Raw genomic sequence first — 15,394 nt, forward strand, 5'->3', positions numbered from 1 at the left:
GAACATTAGCTAATCTTTATTGGCTTTGGATATAAAAAGTATGTTTTATTTCACAAATGATAAGAATAGGTATAGAATAAATACAAATGATTATTCATTTTGGAGGTTTTAATATGAATGTAGAAATTATCAATGTAGGAACAGAATTATTATTAGGAGAGATTGTCAATACAAATGCGACTTTATTACAGAAGGTATGCAAAGATTTAGGTTTTAATGTTTATTTTCAAACTGTTGTAGGTGATAATCCTGAGCGCTTATATGATTGTTTAAAATTAGCCTTTGAAAGAGGTGCTGATTGCGTAATGACAACAGGTGGTTTGGGACCAACAACAGATGATTTAACAAAAGAATTATCAGCTCAATATTTAGGCTTAGAAATGGTTTATAATGAAGTTGAGGCACAAAAGGTTTTACGTAAATGTCAATATTGTACAGGCGTTGAACAGATTCCTGATAATAATTTTAAACAAGCGTTTTATCCTCAAGATGCTTATATATTAGAAAATGATATGGGAACTGCAAATGGTTGTGTCATGCATAAAGGTCAAAAGATGATTATAAACTTACCTGGACCACCTAAGGAAATCAGTTATGTTGTAGAACATTCACTTATTCCTTATCTTTTACAGTATAAACAAGAAACAATTTATACATATGAATATTTAACAATGTTTATTGGTGAAAGTAAGCTCGATGAGATATTACATGATTTGATTAGTGGTCAGCAAGACGTTTCAATAGCTTTATATGCTGGCGAGGAAACGGTTAGAGTGAGATTAGCTGTCAAAGCATCTGATCAAAAAAGTGCTGATGCTTTGATGAAAGATATACGATTAGAGATTGAAAAAAGAATTAAACCTTTTATTATTTTTGAAAAAGATTTAAAAGAGGCATTATTAAAACATATGGTTCCTATTTCAATTCAATATAAAGGTCATTTTCTATTGAAAGACGATTTTTTAAAACCTTATTTATCAGATCATCCAAAAGTAAATATAATTGTTGAGACAAAACAAAATCCATTGGGTGAAGTGGTTATTTTCCATTTCAATGATTTTGTGTTTGAAGTTCCTACGTTTGTGAAAGCCGACTATTCTTATGGAAAAGTGGAAGCAAGATTTATAGCTCAATTTTATAAATATTTAATGACAAATCAATAAATGACATATTTGACAAATGAAGCGGTTTCACATAATATTTTTGTTGAAAATAATCAAAATATTATGTGAAATGAGAAAATAAATTGTATTTTTACGATTTCTGTATATAATAACAATGTACTTTTTGTAGTACAGAATCGGGGGATATGAAGTGAAATTTAAAATTGATAATTGTCACTATGATTTAGTGAAAGATCTCTTAGTTAGTCTTGATTCTTTAGTTAAGAATGTAGAAAAAGACTATAATGGGACAATTGTGACATTACAAGATGGTAATTCACAAGAAGATTTAATGAAAATTTTAAATCAAGATCCTTTGCATAGATTTTGCGAAAATTCAAATGTTTATGCACTTTAGAAGCTACGGCTTCTTTTTTTATCTATTAATATAAAATATATTTTGATAAATGAAAAGCAAGATATATTTAAGAATGAATAAATATGGTACTTTTAAAAAGTATTCCTATCTTTTTACTATGTAAGAGTTTACAAATGATAAAAAGATGAAAAACAGTGATAAAAACAACGGAATTTATATTTTTCTCTTGCGAATTTTATGACTTTATTTATAATGGGAATTGTCCTAAGGGATAAGATGTATGTCATATCATAATATTTCCGACATACATATCAGCAGACAAAAGTATTCATATAAGTTATACTCACAAAGGTAATCTTTTATTGGAGGCAGCAGTCCAGTAAAAATATAGAGAACAGCAGCTCTATTGATTATCGGTATAAGAAAAGAGCGAAATTAGGGGTTTCGCTCTTTTCTTATACTCATAAATGAATTAGTTTTCAATAAGTTCAATAAACTTTAAAGATGCAGGTGTTAATGTTTTTCTGGTTAGGTAGGCATAACCAATACTTCTTTTGGGGATTGGATGGCTAAGTTGAATTTCGTGGATAAGATGATTGTTTAAATCAGATAATGAAAATTCTTTGATAACACATGCTTTACCTAAATTGTTTTTAGCTGCATCTAATAAAAGATCGTGTGAACCTAATTCAATACTGGCTTTTAAAAGAATGCCATGGCTCGCAAAGTGGTAATCGACAAATTGTCTAGAGTTTGAAGATCTTTCAAGTAAAATTAATGATTCTTGTGAGAGTTCATGTAAGTTATATATTTTATTATCTTTTTCTTTGGATACAAAGATGTCATGAACCTGAAGACACTCTTGGATGGTAATAGCTTCGTCATGTAAAGGCATGTTAATAAATCCTATTTCTATTTGACCTGTTTTTAATAAATTGATAATTTCTAAACTTGTTCGATTGACCATTTTAATAGTGACATGAGGATAAAGCTGATTAAACTTAACAAGGTAGGGCATAATATAATTTTGGCTTAATGTATCACCTGCTCCAATTGTTAATTCACCTTTTGTCAGTTCATGCTGGTTTACAATTTGATTTTCAGCACTGGTAATTAATGAAAGAGCATGCGATATCTGCTGATAAAGAAGAGCACCTTCTTTAGTGAGAATGACTCCTTTGGATTGTCTGATAAAGAGCTGGGTATTGAGTTCTTTCTCTAAAGCATGGATAGCTTGAGAAACGGCAGATTGTGATATAAATAGATTTCTAGCGGCTAAAGAAAAGGATAAGGTTGAGGCAGCTTCATTAAAAATTTTGTATTGTTCAAGTTTAATATTCATATTAGTTCTCCTTATATCATATTTGTTAAATATTAATTTTACTAATAGATAAAAGTATCATATAATAATGCTGTTGATTCGTCAATGAATTGACTCAAAAGATTGAATAAATCTGTTTAAGATTAGGAAATAAAGAAAGGAAGATATTTATGTCTGGAATTGTTGTTGTAGGAAGTCAATGGGGTGATGAAGGGAAAGGGAAGATTACTGATTACCTTGCTCAAAAGGCTGATGTTGTTGTCCGTTATCAAGGGGGAAATAATGCTGGTCATACAATTGAATTTAATGGTCAGAAGTTTGCTTTAAGATTAATTCCTTCAGGTATTTTTACATCTGGAAATGTCATATTAGGAAATGGAATGGTTATTAATCCCAAGGCATTACTTGAAGAAATGAAATATTTAAACGATGCTGGTATTTGTACTGATGGTATCAAGATTAGTGATCGTGCTCATGTAATTTTACCTTATCATTTAGAAATTGATGCAATGCAGGAAACATTACGTGGTGATAAGAACATCGGAACAACAAAAAAAGGAATTGGTCCTACTTACGTTGATAAATATGCACGTATTGGTATTCGTATGGGTGAATTGATTAACGAAGATTTGTTTAAAGCAAGATTAGAGGAAGTTTTGCCTTTAAAATTAAGAGAATATCCAGAATTAGATTTTTGTGTTGAAGATATATTCCAAGAATATAAAGAATATGCTAAAATAATAAAACCAATGATCACTGATACTGGTTTATTGTTGGATGAGTATTTGAGACAAGGAAAAAAGGTTTTGTTTGAAGGTGCACAAGGAACAATGTTAGACATTGATTATGGAACATATCCATATGTCACAAGTTCGCATCCTGGTGCCAATGGTGTGTGTGAAGGAGCAGGAATCGGTCCGGTTCATATTAACGAAGTTGTTGGGATTGTGAAGGCTTATACAACACGTGTGGGTTCTGGAGCATTTCCAACTGAAATTGATGATGAAATTGGTAATCGTATTCGTGAAGTTGGGCATGAGTATGGAACTGTGACGAAACGTCCACGTCGTATTGGATGGTTTGACGCAGTGGTTGTGAATCAGTCAAGAAGAATAAGTGGATTAACAGGGTTATCTCTTATGTTATTGGATGTTTTAACAGGAATTGAAACATTGAAATTATGTACAGCTTACAAGCTCAATGGTGAAGTGATTCATGCATTACCAGCAGTTATTCAGGATTTGGATAAAGTTGAACCTATTTATGAAGAAATGCCTGGATGGCATGAAGATATTACAAAAGTCACATCTTTTGAAGAATTACCAATGAATTGTCAAAATTATTTAAAGCGAATCAGTGAATTGGTTCATTGTCCAATTGTAATGTTTTCAGTTGGACCTGATAGAGAACAAACAATTATATTAAAAGAAGTGATTTAAGAGGAGGGAAAGCGTGAAAAGAGAATTAGTCATTGTTTTAGATTTCGGTGGACAATACAATCAGTTAGTTGCTCGTAGAGTACGTGAATGTAATGTTTATTGTGAAATTTATTCATATAAAGTTGATATTGAAAAGATTAAAGAAATGAATCCAAAAGGGATTATCTTAACAGGTGGACCAAATAGCTGTTATGAAGAAAATTCACCTACATATTCAAAAGAATTGTTTGAATTAGGGATTCCAGTTTTAGGATTATGTTATGGGGCACAATTGATGCAGCATGTTTTAGGTGGAAAAGTTGAACGTGCTGAGGTGAGAGAATATGGAAAATCAAATTTAACAGTTAACAACAATTCTCCACTTTTTAGCAATGTTGAAAAAGAAAGCATTTGCTGGATGAGTCATTTTGATTATATTTCTCAAACAGCACCAGGTTTTGAAATTACGGCAACAACTCCTGATTGTCCAGTTGCTGCTTGTGAGAATATAAAACAAAATTTATATGCAATTCAATTCCATCCTGAAGTTTTACATACAAAAGAAGGAACAAAGATGTTATCAAACTTTGTTTTAAATGTTTGCGGATGTGCTGGTGATTGGCGTATGGATTCTTTTGTTGAGGAACAAATCAAAGCCATTAAAGAAAAAGTTGGAAATGGTAAAGTTTTATGTGCTTTATCAGGTGGGGTTGATTCATCAGTTGCTGCAGTTTTATTATCAAAGGCTATTGGGAATCAATTGACTTGTGTTTTTGTTGATCATGGGTTACTTCGTAAAAATGAAGGTGATGAAGTAGAGAAAGTTTTTGGACCTGATGGCAATTATGATTTGAATTTTATTAGAGTCAATGCACAACAAAGATATTATGATAAGTTAAAAGGTATTGAAGAACCAGAAGCGAAAAGAAAAATTATTGGTGAAGAGTTTATTCGTGTCTTTGAAGAAGAAGCTCAAAAGATCGGTGCAGTTGATTTCTTGGTTCAAGGGACAATTTATCCTGATATTGTAGAAAGTGGCTTAGGTGGTGAATCTGCCGTCATTAAGTCACATCATAATGTAGGGGGATTACCTGATTGTGTGGACTTTAAAGAAATCATTGAACCTCTAAGAGATTTATTTAAAGATGAAGTACGTAAGGTTGGTTTAGAATTGGGGATTCCTGAATATCTAGTCTTTAGACAACCTTTCCCAGGACCAGGGCTTGGTATTCGTATTATTGGTGAAGTGACTGAAGAAAAAGTGAAAATTGTTCAAGATGCTGATTTCATATATCGTGAAGAAATTGCAAAAGCTGGACTTGATCGTTCAATTGGACAATATTTTGCAGCTCTTACAAATATGCGCTCAGTTGGTGTTATGGGTGATGAGAGAACTTATGATTATGCAGTTGTCTTACGTGCAGTGAATACAATTGATTTTATGACTGCTGAATCTGCCGAAATTCCTTATCAAGTTTTAAATAAAGTGATGTCTCGTATTATTAATGAGGTTCGTGGTGTGAATAGAGTATTCTATGATATTACATCTAAACCGCCAGGGACAATAGAGTTTGAATAGTATATTAAATGTGAAAAAGTTCGATTGAATCGGGCTTTTTTTGCTTTTGAAAGTCGGAATGATACACTTTTGATACACCTGTAATATTAGGTTTACTATTATTTTTCGTTTGGGAGTTTACTTATGAGAAATCTACAATGGATAGGAGGTGTAATAAAAAAACACAGGAATTTTAAATTCCTGCTATTTGTAAGATTCATATTTCTTTTTTAAACATTCGTAATAAGCTTTTTCGAGTTCATCATTATTAAATTCAGTATTTAATTGATCAAAATATTCATCTAATTCTTTAGAAATAAATGAAGGCTTTTGAATTGGATAGTTTAACATCCATTCAGTGTAGTTTGCAGTTGAAATAACTCCAGCACGTTCTTTTTTAGCCATTTCTAACCAGTCAGAAAGCTGATCAATCAAAACATCATTTTTAATAATGCCATGCTTGTTTTGATTAAAGCGTAAAATTATTTGACCATCTAACTCATCAATGTCTAAACCATAAAATTGTGCTAACCAAAATAGAGTATATATAACTTTTTCACTGCTATACAAATCGGTATCTTCTAGCATGAATGATGTAGTATGTAATTTATCAGCAAGTTTATTTATTGTTTCTTTATTTCTTGGTTTCTTCATTTCTCTTTCATATTGAGAAATAGTAGAATAGGCAGATTTCTTTGAAAGACCGATTTGTTCGCCTAACTCGCTTTGGTCAATCTTTCTATATTTACGAATTGTTCTTAAATTAGATCCAAATGACATATAATTATGCCTCCTTTATGTAAAAATTATAGGGCTGATCAACAATAGCCACAAATCTAGTATAACAGAAATAATAAAAAAATAAAATAAAATGAACTAAAATTAGGTCAAAATATTGATTTCGTATAAAATTGATGTTACAATCAATGTGCAATTGACCTGAATAAAGGTCAATGGAAAGGAGGAATATGAAAGAGACGAAATTATTTATTACACCAGAAGAAATTGTTGAAACGACAGGAATGTCTATGGCTTACGCATATAAGCTTATTAAACGATTAAATTCTGAACTTGAAGCAAAGGGCTTTGTTACAATTCGAGGAAAAGTAAGTAGAGAATATTTCCAAGAAAGAGTGTATGGAGTTAAGGTAAAACAAGATGCCAGCGTATAAGGATAAAAATGGAACATGGTATGCGAGCTACTTTAAGAAATGTTGGACTGGCGAAAGGAAAAGGACAGTTAAAAGAGGCTTTAGGACAAAGAAGGATGCCGAAAGATTTCTAGCAACAGAGAGATTAAAAGATGCAAAGGATTTAGATATGACTTTTGAATCATTTTTAGAAATTTATTTAAATGATTTAAGAAACCGTATTAAAGAAAATACAATGATAACGAAAGTTTGTTTGATTAATGATAAAATTCTCCCTTATTTTAAAAATCTTAAAATGAATGAGATCAGTGTTTCAGATATAACACAATGGCAAAATGAACTGCTTGCTTATCGTGATGTAAATCAAAAGCCATATTCACCAGTCTATTTAAAAACTATTCATAACCAATTAAGTGCCATTTTTAATCATGCTTGTAAAAGATATGGTTTACCAAGTAATCCTGCTAGGAATGCTGGTAACATGGGCAAGGAACAATATAAAGAAATGCACTTTTGGGTTAAGGAAGAATATTTAAAGTTTTCTGAAGTTATGATGGATAAAGATGGTATTTATCAAGCATTTGAAATTTTATATTGGTGCGGTTTACGTTTGGGGGAAATGCTAGCATTAACACCAGCAGATTTTGATTTTGAAAAAGAAACTTTAAGAGTAAATAAATCCTATCAAAGACTTAATGGAAAAGATGTTATCACGAATCCAAAAACAATTAAAAGTAATCGAGTCATTCAAATGCCACACTTTCTATCTGAGGAGTTAGAGGATTATATTAATCGGTTATATAAAATCAGAAAAAATGACCGTATTTTTCCAATTACTAAATCATGGTTACATCATGAAATGGATCGTGGTTGTAAAGAGGCAAAAATCAAAAGAATTCGTATTCATGATTTAAGACATTCTCATGTATCCTTGCTTATTGAAATGGGTTTTACGCCATTAGCTATTGCTGACCGTGTTGGACATGAAAGCATTGATATTACTTATCGTTATGCCCATCTGTTTCCAACTAAAAGTAAAGAAATTGCTAATAGATTAGATTTAGAAAGAGAGGAGAGTACGAATGTCGAAAAAGAATCTTGATCAACAAAATCGTTTTCGTAATAAAGTTATCGCATTTAGAGTATCTGATGAAGAAAATGAAGTTTTAAATGCAAAGGTTAAAATGTCTGGACTGAACAAACAAGATTATTTAATTGCTTGTTGTAATGATAAAGATATTCTTGTACTTGGAAATCCGTATGTTTATAAGAATTTAAAAAATCAATTAAATGTGTTTATAAGAAGATTTAAAGAAATATCAGCTTTAAACGAATTAACTTTGGATGAAATTATTATACTGGAGAATATGTTATCTATTATTATTGCACTGAAGGAAAATAAAAAGACACAGATTAAATCGAATAATAAAGGAGCACCTGAGAAATGAACCTATTAAAATCATTCAATCTATTCTATGTCAAACTTTATTTTATCTCTTTTTGTAGAAGAATAAAAGTCATAAAAATATTTTCTAAAGTAAAAAGAGGATGGAAAGTGATATGATGGCAGAAATTACATCATCTAATAACACTATTAATAAAGAAGTCAATGCTATTGCTTTGATGGAGAAATCATTTACAAAAAATAATCCTATTGTAGAGAATCTTTTTCCGGTGGGTGTTAGTTTGTTTGGGGCACCACAAAAAACTGGAAAAACATTCTTTGCTTTACAACTAGCCTTGTCTGTTTCAAGTGGGAATGATTTCATTGGTAAAAAGGTAAGTATAGGTCATGTTCTTTACATTGCTTTAGAAGATGGTCAACCTGCTTTTCAAAAGCGGATAAAAAGATTTAATATACAAATAACAGATAATTTAGATTTTTTATTTGAGCGTGCATATAACAGAATGTTCGATTTAGAAAAAGTGATTAAAGAATATAAAGAAAAAAATGAAGATTTAAGATTAGTTGTTATTGATACTTTTGCAAAGATAAGAAATAGGCCTAAAGTAGAATATGATATCGAATATGAAGAAGTGACAGCCATTCATGAGTTAGCACTTAAATATAATATCTGTATTTTATTGGTCACTCATGTTAAAAAGAAAATAGATTTCAATAATCCATTTGATAGTATTTATGGCTCAAGAGGGGTAACTGCTGCTGCAGATAGCATTTTGGTTATGTTTAAAAGGGATGTGATAAACAAAATCAAGGAACTTCATATAACAGGTAAAGATATCCCAGATGAATGTTTATTTCTTATTCAAGATGAAACGTTGTCCTTTTCAATTGCTGAAGATGTAACAGTGGATGAGAGAATTAATGAAAACTTAATTAGGGTTATTCATTATATTGTTGCTAAAAAGAAGTACATTGGCTCTCATCAAGAATTAGCATCACTACTAGGAATTCAATTAACAGGAACTCAATTATATCATTTATTAAATAGTAATAAAGATGTGTTGAAGGAAAGTTTTATAGTTTATGAAAAAAAGTTACAAAGAGCAGGAAAAGCAAGAAAAATGTCTTTGAAGTATATGGGAGATAGTGATGATTGATAGTGACGGTGTGACACTGTTTGCTTTTAAGAGTAATAACCGTCACACTGTCACTTTTCTTAAAACGATAAAAGAACAAAATATAATGATTACTGTATTAGCAAGCAACGTATTTTGGGGGCAAAATATAAATTTTAGGGTTCCCCTAAGACCCAACGAGAGGAGAGTGACACAATTATGAAACGTAACAAAGAAATCAAGATTCGTTTTACCAATGATGAATTATCGTCATTAAATAGTTATGTTTCTAAGGCAGGATATACCAGCCGAGAAAAATATATAAGAACTGTTTTATTAGATAGTGTTCCTAAAGAACAGCCAAGTATTGATTATCAAAAACTTATTAATGAATTTAATTCAATTGGTAATAATTTAAATCAGTTAGTCAAATTATCTTATTATCAGCCTCTAATAGAGCAAGAAACTCTATTAGTGTTAGCACAATTAAAATCGCTTATATCTTCAACTGAATTAGCAGTAAGAGGTGTAAGTTGATGGCAACAACTGGAATGTGGTCAGTCAAAAGCCGATTAGATCATTTAGTCAATTATGTATCCAATCCATTAAAAACAGTTATGCAATATGTGATAAATGAAGATAAAACGATGGAGAAAAGATATGTGACTTATATGAATTGTTCTTTTGACAATCCAAAAGAAAGCATGGAAAATACAAAGAAACATTATCATGATGAAAGTGAAATCCTTGCATTTCATGGTTACCAATCTTTTGAGGAAGATGAAATTGATGCAGATTTAGCACATCAGTTAGGTGTGTTACTTGCTCAAAAAATATGGGGTGATCGATTTGAAGTTATTGTATCCACTCATTTAGATACTGATAATATTCATAATCACTTTTTGGTTAATTCGACTTCTTTTAAAGATGGCAAACGTTATTGTAATACGTATAAAGATATTTATAACATGAGAAAAATATCTGATGAGTTATGTTTACAACATGGATTATCAATTGTTGAAGAAAAGAAAAATATAGGAAGGTCAAGACAACAGTATTTTCAAGCTAAAACATTAAGAGAAATGATACGTGAAGATGTTGATAGTGCAATCAATGTAAGTTACACTGATAGACAATTTTATAGAGAACTAGAATTACAAGGATATGAAATTAAAATTAGTGAAAAAAATATTTCGTTGAAACATCCAATGCATCAAAGATTTGTTCGATTAAAATCATTAGGTCATGAGTATGAAAAGGAAAAAGTGTTTGAACGTATATTAGATCTCAACAAATCTAAGGAGATAAATAGGTCATGTTATTCAAGATATAATTTTAATATCGAGCCTTATTTTATAAAGTATAAGCAACGAAAATTAACTGGATTACAAAGATTGTTTCTTCATTATCAATACGTCTTAAAAATTATTCCTAGAGATAATCGAACCCATTTAAGTCCTGAATATACAAAAGAATTAAGAGAGGCAGTGAAGAAACTAGATGAACTATCCCAGCAAACTATTATTTTATGTACTCATAATATAAGCACAATTGATGAACTTAATATTTATATGAATGATTTGCAAGCACGAATAAATTTATTAGAAAAACAACGAACCAAGTATCGAAATGATATACGAAGATATAATGATATATCTATGGAAAATGAACTTAAAGAAAAGGCTAAAGAGTTGACACCACAAATATCTAAACTTAGAAAAAATTTAGCATTGTGTCAAAAAATTGAAGATAGATTATTAAATATATCAAGATTTATAGAATCAGTTGAAAGAAAGAGGGTAAGAAATCATGAAAGAAATTGAATATATTGAAGTTGATGGATTATTATATCCCATTTTAAAGGTAGAACCTGTAAAGCAATTAAATTTAACAAGATTCGGTAGAATAAGATTGAATTTTCTTAAAGAACATCATAAAATCATTTATACTAATATGTTAACTAGTAATACGTTAAATAAACATTTACAAAGTATAGATGATGAGGCAAATCAATTATATGACAAACTGATTGATGATTATAAGAAGAAAAGAAATATTACTGAAGAACTGAAAGAAAAAAATCAATTAGAATGGATTCGTGAAATGAATAATATTGAAAATTGTGTATTGGAAATCATATTAAAAAGTATTATTTATCCTTGTGATTTCTAATGCATGATAAAAAATTTTTACTAAATTAAAATAAATTGTTAATATGAATAATGTGTTATATTCTTTGATAAAAAATCTAATTTAGAACTTGATAATGTTTGTAATGGAAATATTAGAAAATAGTGGTATAATAAAAAAAGATAAGGAGATGAAAGAATGTTTGTGCCTTGTAAAGAATCTATTCTTAAAATGACTCCTATTGAATTTGAAAAGCAATCATTGCGTATATTAACTGAACAGTTACAAAATATTGAAAACTGTATCTTTCAGCATAATAAAATTATTAAGGTTGATGATGGAAAATATCAAATTGATGGATATATAGAATTTGAACTCATGGGTATTAATTATAAAACATTAGTAGAATGCAAGCATTATAAAAGTAGTATATCTAGAGAAAAAGTTGCAGTACTTTATGATAAAATACGTGCTTGCGGAGCAAATAAGGGCATATTGGTGTCATCATCTAATTTCCAAAGTGGGGCAGTACAATATGCAACAAAACACGGGATTGCTCTAATACAGTTAACTAATACTGATAGTATATATGTAACACGATCACGTATCACACAAATGAGTAGTAAATTTACTGAGCGAGGGGAAAAAGCAAATTCTTATATAGGGGTAATGCAAATAGGAGATGAATATAATGTAAAATGTTTGTATTTAAATGATACAGAATTAGGGATAAGAAATTTTTTAATTGAAGATATAAGGAGGATTAAATGAGAAAGGCATTATGTGTTGGAATTGATAACTATAAGAAAATCAACGATTTACATGGATGTGTTAATGATGCGAATGGGGTGAAAGCAGCATTAGAAAGGAATGGTGATGGAACACTAAATTTTTCTACAAAGCTTCTATGTGCAACAAGTGAAGCATCTTATATTACTAGAGAGGATTTGAAAGATGCAGTTCAAAATCTTTTTAGAGATGAATCTGAAGTAGCTGTTTTTTATTATGCTGGGCATGGTTCTTATGATGCACTTGGTGGATATCTATGCACTAGTGAAGTGGAAAGAGAGGATCAAGGATTATCATTAAACGATCTTATGGGGATAGTATCCGACTCACCTGCACATAACAAAATTGTAATACTTGATAGTTGTTTTAGTGGGCGAGTTGCAAATTTGAAAGAAATGCAAAATTATTCGGTGCTACATAATGGAACAACTATTTTAGCAGCATGTGATGAAAATCAGTATTCGTCAGAAGAAAATGGGCATGGTGTTTTTACATCATTGTTGATTGAGGCATTATATGGTGGAGCAATGAATCTGCTTGGCGAGGTTTCTCCTGGTAGTATTTATTCTTATATAGATAGTTCTTTGGGAGGATGGGAACAACGACCTGTGTTTAAGGCAAATATAAAGCAGTTTGTTTCACTTAGAAAAAATAATCCACCAATTGCAATTGATGAGTTGCGTCGCATTACGGAATTTTTTAAAACACCATATAATGAATATGAATTGGATCCCACGTATGAACATGATAAACATGAAGCTGATATTAAGGATGTAAATTTGGAACATGAAAAAATATTTTCTATTTTGCAAAAATATGTGAAGTTAAATTTAGTAATACCAGTAAATGCTGATCACATGTATTATGCAGCAATAAATCATAAATCATGTAAATTAACAGCTCAAGGACAGCATTATTGGAATCTAGTACATAAAGGTAATATTTAAAAGATATTTATGATGTTATATTGCTATATATGATATGCATACAAATTATAGCTATTTAAACATAAAAAATTTAAAAAGGAAGAGGTATAAATATGGAAAAAAAGAATGTATTCATAAGTCATCGTTGGGACTACAAGGAGGATTATGAAAAGATTAGTGCTGTATTAGACAGATCGAAATATGATGTATCTGATCGTTCGGTTGAAAGTTCTGATCCTTTAGTTGGAACGAAAAAAGAAGTGACTGATGCGATAAAAGGAAAGATTGATAGTGCTAGTGTGATTCTTGCCCCAGCACGTCCAGCAGCAGTTACAGTAGGTAGCATGGGACTTAAAGAAATTAAATATGCAACAAGTAAAGGAAAAAAGATTATAGCAGTGGACACTGGAACAACAACTAGTGTAGCATCTTTTTGGGCTGATAATGATATTAAAGTTGTTGCATGTAGAAAAGATAGTATAGAAAACGCAATAGGATAAAAGAATTTGTACTCTATAATGGACAATAATTAAGTAAAAAAAGAAAGAAGAAATCAATCACTTATGAATTTAAGTAATTGATTTCTTCTTTTTTTGATATTTTAGAACGACAAAAAGAAAAATGAATATAGTTAAAATAGTTTATTTTCTATTGTCTGGAATATATTCTACAATATCAAATAAATCACATTCTAAAATATTGCACAATCTATCTAATGTAGATGTATATACAACTTGATTTTTTCTTAGACGATGTAACTGTGATGTGCTAATTCCATATTCTCTTATTAAAGAATTTTGGGAAATGTTCTTGCTTTTTAAATACTTCCATAAACGATCGTAAATAATCATATTGATACTCTCCTGTAATATAATTCTTGTCTTTTCTTTATTATTACAGTAAAATTAGATTGTAGATATGTCTTTAATCAGACATAGTAAATGACTGTATTATGAGAAGGGAGGATAGTTATGTGTATTGCATAGCTAAAATAAATGAAAAAGAAAGAATTATATGCTGATGAAAAGTATTATAAAAGTATTCTTAATAAGCTAAATCAGTATGTTGAGAAACTAAAAACAAAACCAGATGCTCAAGATTATATTTCATGAAGTAGTACATTTAGTATAGTTGAATTAGAGTATAGAGTATCAACATTTTTGAAAGTCTTAGAATTGGAGGAATATATTAAAAACAGAGATATTGCATATTCAGTTACTAGGTTAATTTGCGCTGAAGCATTAGAGCAACTTGCTGAACCTTTATTGGAAAAAAGATTAAAAGAGAGAATAGACTTCATTAATAAAAATATAGAAGATATTCAAATTACAAAAGATGATATATTAGGTAATGATTTACCTGAAAAATATACTGAGTCAGAATATGCAATATTAGGGTTAACATATGAACAAGTATCACCACTAGAATTATTTGAAGATTTTATATCTTTTTATAATATTGCTTTTTCTATTGGTGATGATACACACTTATTTAAATATCATTTTTCAAGAGATACACCAATTGAAAATTTTGATGATGAAAATAAAAAGTGGTATTATACAAATAATTTAGAAGAAATGATATATCATTTTTCTAAGAAACTTATGGATGGAGTGGTCAAAAATATAATTGATAATATGAGTTTGAATAATAATCCAATTACTTTGTCATTTGATGAATATGTAGATATGAATTACCTACATAGATGTAAATCTCCTAAAGAAATATATGGGTACTTAAAATCTATTGATCTAGCTAAATTAAGTTTACCATTACATTATCTATATCTTTTGTTAGAGTTTGATAAAATGACTATATTCAAAGATCAAAAATTAATGTTAAAGATTTCAGATGCATTGAAACTAGAAAAGCAAGATGAGGAAAAGGGGTATAGCTATCCAGTAATTAGAAAAGTTTTCAGCAATTGTTTCTGAGGACTAAATTAACCATATGTTTATGAATTGTTTTCAAGATATTATAGATTATATTGGCACAATCATTGAAATAATTAGTGTTTTCTATTTATATAATTGATTATGTATATTTTATAATGTTTATTCTATTTATATAAAGGAAAACATTTTGTAATTCGTTCTCAA

General features: G+C 29.7%; 18 protein-coding genes. 15 read left to right on the plus strand and 3 right to left on the minus strand.

Annotated features, from left to right (window positions below; genetic code table 11):
* Window positions 1-113 precede the first annotated feature (113 nt).
* Both BN1865_RS06975 and BN1865_RS06980 read left to right on the plus strand, forming a co-directional pair.
* A complete protein-coding gene (locus BN1865_RS06975; protein ID WP_050636524.1) occupies window positions 114-1,163 on the plus strand; it encodes a molybdopterin-binding protein in 1,050 nt (349 codons plus the stop codon).
* Window positions 1,164-1,314: 151 nt separating this feature from the next.
* On the plus strand, window positions 1,315-1,521 hold the full coding sequence (locus BN1865_RS06980; protein ID WP_050636525.1) for a hypothetical protein: 207 nt from the start codon (window positions 1,315-1,317) through the stop codon (window positions 1,519-1,521).
* Between the two features lie 433 nt (window positions 1,522-1,954).
* Here the strand turns inward: BN1865_RS06980 and BN1865_RS06985 are convergent, their stop codons facing one another.
* The gene (locus BN1865_RS06985; protein ID WP_050636526.1) at window positions 1,955-2,824 is read right to left on the minus strand and encodes a LysR family transcriptional regulator; all 870 of its coding nucleotides are present in this window, start codon (window positions 2,822-2,824) and stop codon (window positions 1,955-1,957) included.
* Window positions 2,825-2,973: 149 nt separating this feature from the next.
* On the opposite strand from BN1865_RS06985, the gene BN1865_RS06990 reads away from it, so the two are divergent.
* Together BN1865_RS06990 and guaA are read left to right on the plus strand one after the other, a co-directional pair.
* Entirely contained in the window at window positions 2,974-4,242 is a 1,269-nt protein-coding gene (locus BN1865_RS06990; protein WP_050636527.1) for an adenylosuccinate synthase, read from the plus strand.
* 13 nt (window positions 4,243-4,255) lie between these two features.
* The gene (gene guaA, locus BN1865_RS06995; protein ID WP_050636528.1) at window positions 4,256-5,800 is read left to right on the plus strand and encodes a glutamine-hydrolyzing GMP synthase; all 1,545 of its coding nucleotides are present in this window, start codon (window positions 4,256-4,258) and stop codon (window positions 5,798-5,800) included.
* Window positions 5,801-5,983: 183 nt separating this feature from the next.
* Here the strand turns inward: guaA and BN1865_RS07000 are convergent, their stop codons facing one another.
* Complete coding sequence (locus BN1865_RS07000) at window positions 5,984-6,559, minus strand: helix-turn-helix domain-containing protein (RefSeq protein WP_050636529.1); 576 nt, start codon at window positions 6,557-6,559, stop codon at window positions 5,984-5,986.
* 188 nt (window positions 6,560-6,747) lie between these two features.
* On the opposite strand from BN1865_RS07000, the gene BN1865_RS07005 reads away from it, so the two are divergent.
* The 10 genes from BN1865_RS07005 (at window position 6,748) to BN1865_RS07055 (ending at window position 13,795) form a co-directional block, all read left to right on the plus strand.
* Entirely contained in the window at window positions 6,748-6,951 is a 204-nt protein-coding gene (locus BN1865_RS07005) for a hypothetical protein (protein ID WP_050636530.1), read from the plus strand.
* Entirely contained in the window at window positions 6,938-8,032 is a 1,095-nt protein-coding gene (locus BN1865_RS07010; protein WP_050636531.1) for a site-specific integrase, read from the plus strand. Before BN1865_RS07005 ends, BN1865_RS07010 begins: the two co-directional genes overlap by 14 nt.
* Window positions 8,013-8,378, plus strand: coding sequence for a plasmid mobilization protein (locus BN1865_RS07015; RefSeq protein WP_050636532.1), 366 nt, complete (start codon window positions 8,013-8,015; stop codon window positions 8,376-8,378). The genes BN1865_RS07010 and BN1865_RS07015 overlap by 20 nt, the downstream gene beginning before the upstream one ends.
* A gap of 112 nt (window positions 8,379-8,490) precedes the next feature.
* Entirely contained in the window at window positions 8,491-9,492 is a 1,002-nt protein-coding gene (locus BN1865_RS07020) for an AAA family ATPase (protein ID WP_157844101.1), read from the plus strand.
* A 177-nt stretch (window positions 9,493-9,669) separates the two neighbouring features.
* On the plus strand, window positions 9,670-9,987 hold the full coding sequence (locus BN1865_RS07030) for a plasmid mobilization protein (protein WP_050636535.1): 318 nt from the start codon (window positions 9,670-9,672) through the stop codon (window positions 9,985-9,987).
* On the plus strand, window positions 9,987-11,273 hold the full coding sequence (locus BN1865_RS07035) for a relaxase/mobilization nuclease domain-containing protein (protein WP_050636536.1): 1,287 nt from the start codon (window positions 9,987-9,989) through the stop codon (window positions 11,271-11,273). The genes BN1865_RS07030 and BN1865_RS07035 overlap by 1 nt, the downstream gene beginning before the upstream one ends.
* Window positions 11,260-11,622 carry a TnpV protein gene (locus tag BN1865_RS07040; RefSeq protein WP_050636537.1) on the plus strand — a complete coding sequence of 121 codons (363 nt, stop codon included), beginning with the start codon at window positions 11,260-11,262 and terminating at the stop codon, window positions 11,620-11,622. Before BN1865_RS07035 ends, BN1865_RS07040 begins: the two co-directional genes overlap by 14 nt.
* Window positions 11,623-11,778: 156 nt before the next feature.
* The gene (locus BN1865_RS07045) at window positions 11,779-12,351 is read left to right on the plus strand and encodes a restriction endonuclease (RefSeq protein ID WP_050636538.1); all 573 of its coding nucleotides are present in this window, start codon (window positions 11,779-11,781) and stop codon (window positions 12,349-12,351) included.
* Window positions 12,348-13,316, plus strand: a complete 969-nt coding sequence (locus BN1865_RS07050) for a caspase family protein (protein ID WP_050636539.1) — start codon at window positions 12,348-12,350, stop codon at window positions 13,314-13,316. The genes BN1865_RS07045 and BN1865_RS07050 overlap by 4 nt, the downstream gene beginning before the upstream one ends.
* A 92-nt stretch (window positions 13,317-13,408) precedes the next feature.
* Window positions 13,409-13,795, plus strand: a complete 387-nt coding sequence (locus BN1865_RS07055; protein WP_050636540.1) for a hypothetical protein — start codon at window positions 13,409-13,411, stop codon at window positions 13,793-13,795.
* Window positions 13,796-13,936: 141 nt separating this feature from the next.
* On the opposite strand, the gene BN1865_RS07060 is transcribed toward BN1865_RS07055, so the two are convergent.
* A complete protein-coding gene (locus BN1865_RS07060) occupies window positions 13,937-14,146 on the minus strand; it encodes a helix-turn-helix domain-containing protein (RefSeq protein ID WP_050636541.1) in 210 nt (69 codons plus the stop codon).
* 309 nt (window positions 14,147-14,455) lie between these two features.
* Here BN1865_RS07060 and BN1865_RS07065 point away from each other — a divergent pair, with 309 nt between their 5' ends.
* On the plus strand, window positions 14,456-15,229 hold the full coding sequence (locus tag BN1865_RS07065) for a hypothetical protein (protein WP_050636542.1): 774 nt from the start codon (window positions 14,456-14,458) through the stop codon (window positions 15,227-15,229).
* Window positions 15,230-15,394 lie beyond the last annotated feature (165 nt).

The organism is Candidatus Stoquefichus sp. SB1 (assembly GCF_001244545.1).
Classification (GTDB): Bacteria; Bacillota_I; Bacilli_A; order Erysipelotrichales; family Coprobacillaceae; genus Stoquefichus.

Excerpts from the sequence above, each read along its gene's own strand:
- BN1865_RS06975 (WP_050636524.1), top strand. The coding sequence starts at position 114 with ATGAATGTAGAAATTATCAATGTAGGAACAGAATTATTATTAGGAGAG.
- BN1865_RS06985 (WP_050636526.1), bottom strand. The coding sequence starts at position 2,824 with ATGAATATTAAACTTGAACAATACAAAATTTTTAATGAAGCTGCCTCA.
- BN1865_RS06990 (WP_050636527.1), top strand. The coding sequence starts at position 2,974 with ATGTCTGGAATTGTTGTTGTAGGAAGTCAATGGGGTGATGAAGGGAAA.
- BN1865_RS07000 (WP_050636529.1), bottom strand. The coding sequence starts at position 6,559 with ATGTCATTTGGATCTAATTTAAGAACAATTCGTAAATATAGAAAGATT.
- BN1865_RS07005 (WP_050636530.1), top strand. The coding sequence starts at position 6,748 with ATGAAAGAGACGAAATTATTTATTACACCAGAAGAAATTGTTGAAACG.
- BN1865_RS07010 (WP_050636531.1), top strand. The coding sequence starts at position 6,938 with ATGCCAGCGTATAAGGATAAAAATGGAACATGGTATGCGAGCTACTTT.
- BN1865_RS07015 (WP_050636532.1), top strand. The coding sequence starts at position 8,013 with ATGTCGAAAAAGAATCTTGATCAACAAAATCGTTTTCGTAATAAAGTT.
- BN1865_RS07020 (WP_157844101.1), top strand. The coding sequence starts at position 8,491 with ATGATGGCAGAAATTACATCATCTAATAACACTATTAATAAAGAAGTC.
- BN1865_RS07030 (WP_050636535.1), top strand. The coding sequence starts at position 9,670 with ATGAAACGTAACAAAGAAATCAAGATTCGTTTTACCAATGATGAATTA.
- BN1865_RS07035 (WP_050636536.1), top strand. The coding sequence starts at position 9,987 with ATGGCAACAACTGGAATGTGGTCAGTCAAAAGCCGATTAGATCATTTA.
- BN1865_RS07040 (WP_050636537.1), top strand. The coding sequence starts at position 11,260 with ATGAAAGAAATTGAATATATTGAAGTTGATGGATTATTATATCCCATT.
- BN1865_RS07045 (WP_050636538.1), top strand. The coding sequence starts at position 11,779 with ATGTTTGTGCCTTGTAAAGAATCTATTCTTAAAATGACTCCTATTGAA.
- BN1865_RS07050 (WP_050636539.1), top strand. The coding sequence starts at position 12,348 with ATGAGAAAGGCATTATGTGTTGGAATTGATAACTATAAGAAAATCAAC.
- BN1865_RS07055 (WP_050636540.1), top strand. The coding sequence starts at position 13,409 with ATGGAAAAAAAGAATGTATTCATAAGTCATCGTTGGGACTACAAGGAG.
- BN1865_RS07060 (WP_050636541.1), bottom strand. The coding sequence starts at position 14,146 with ATGATTATTTACGATCGTTTATGGAAGTATTTAAAAAGCAAGAACATT.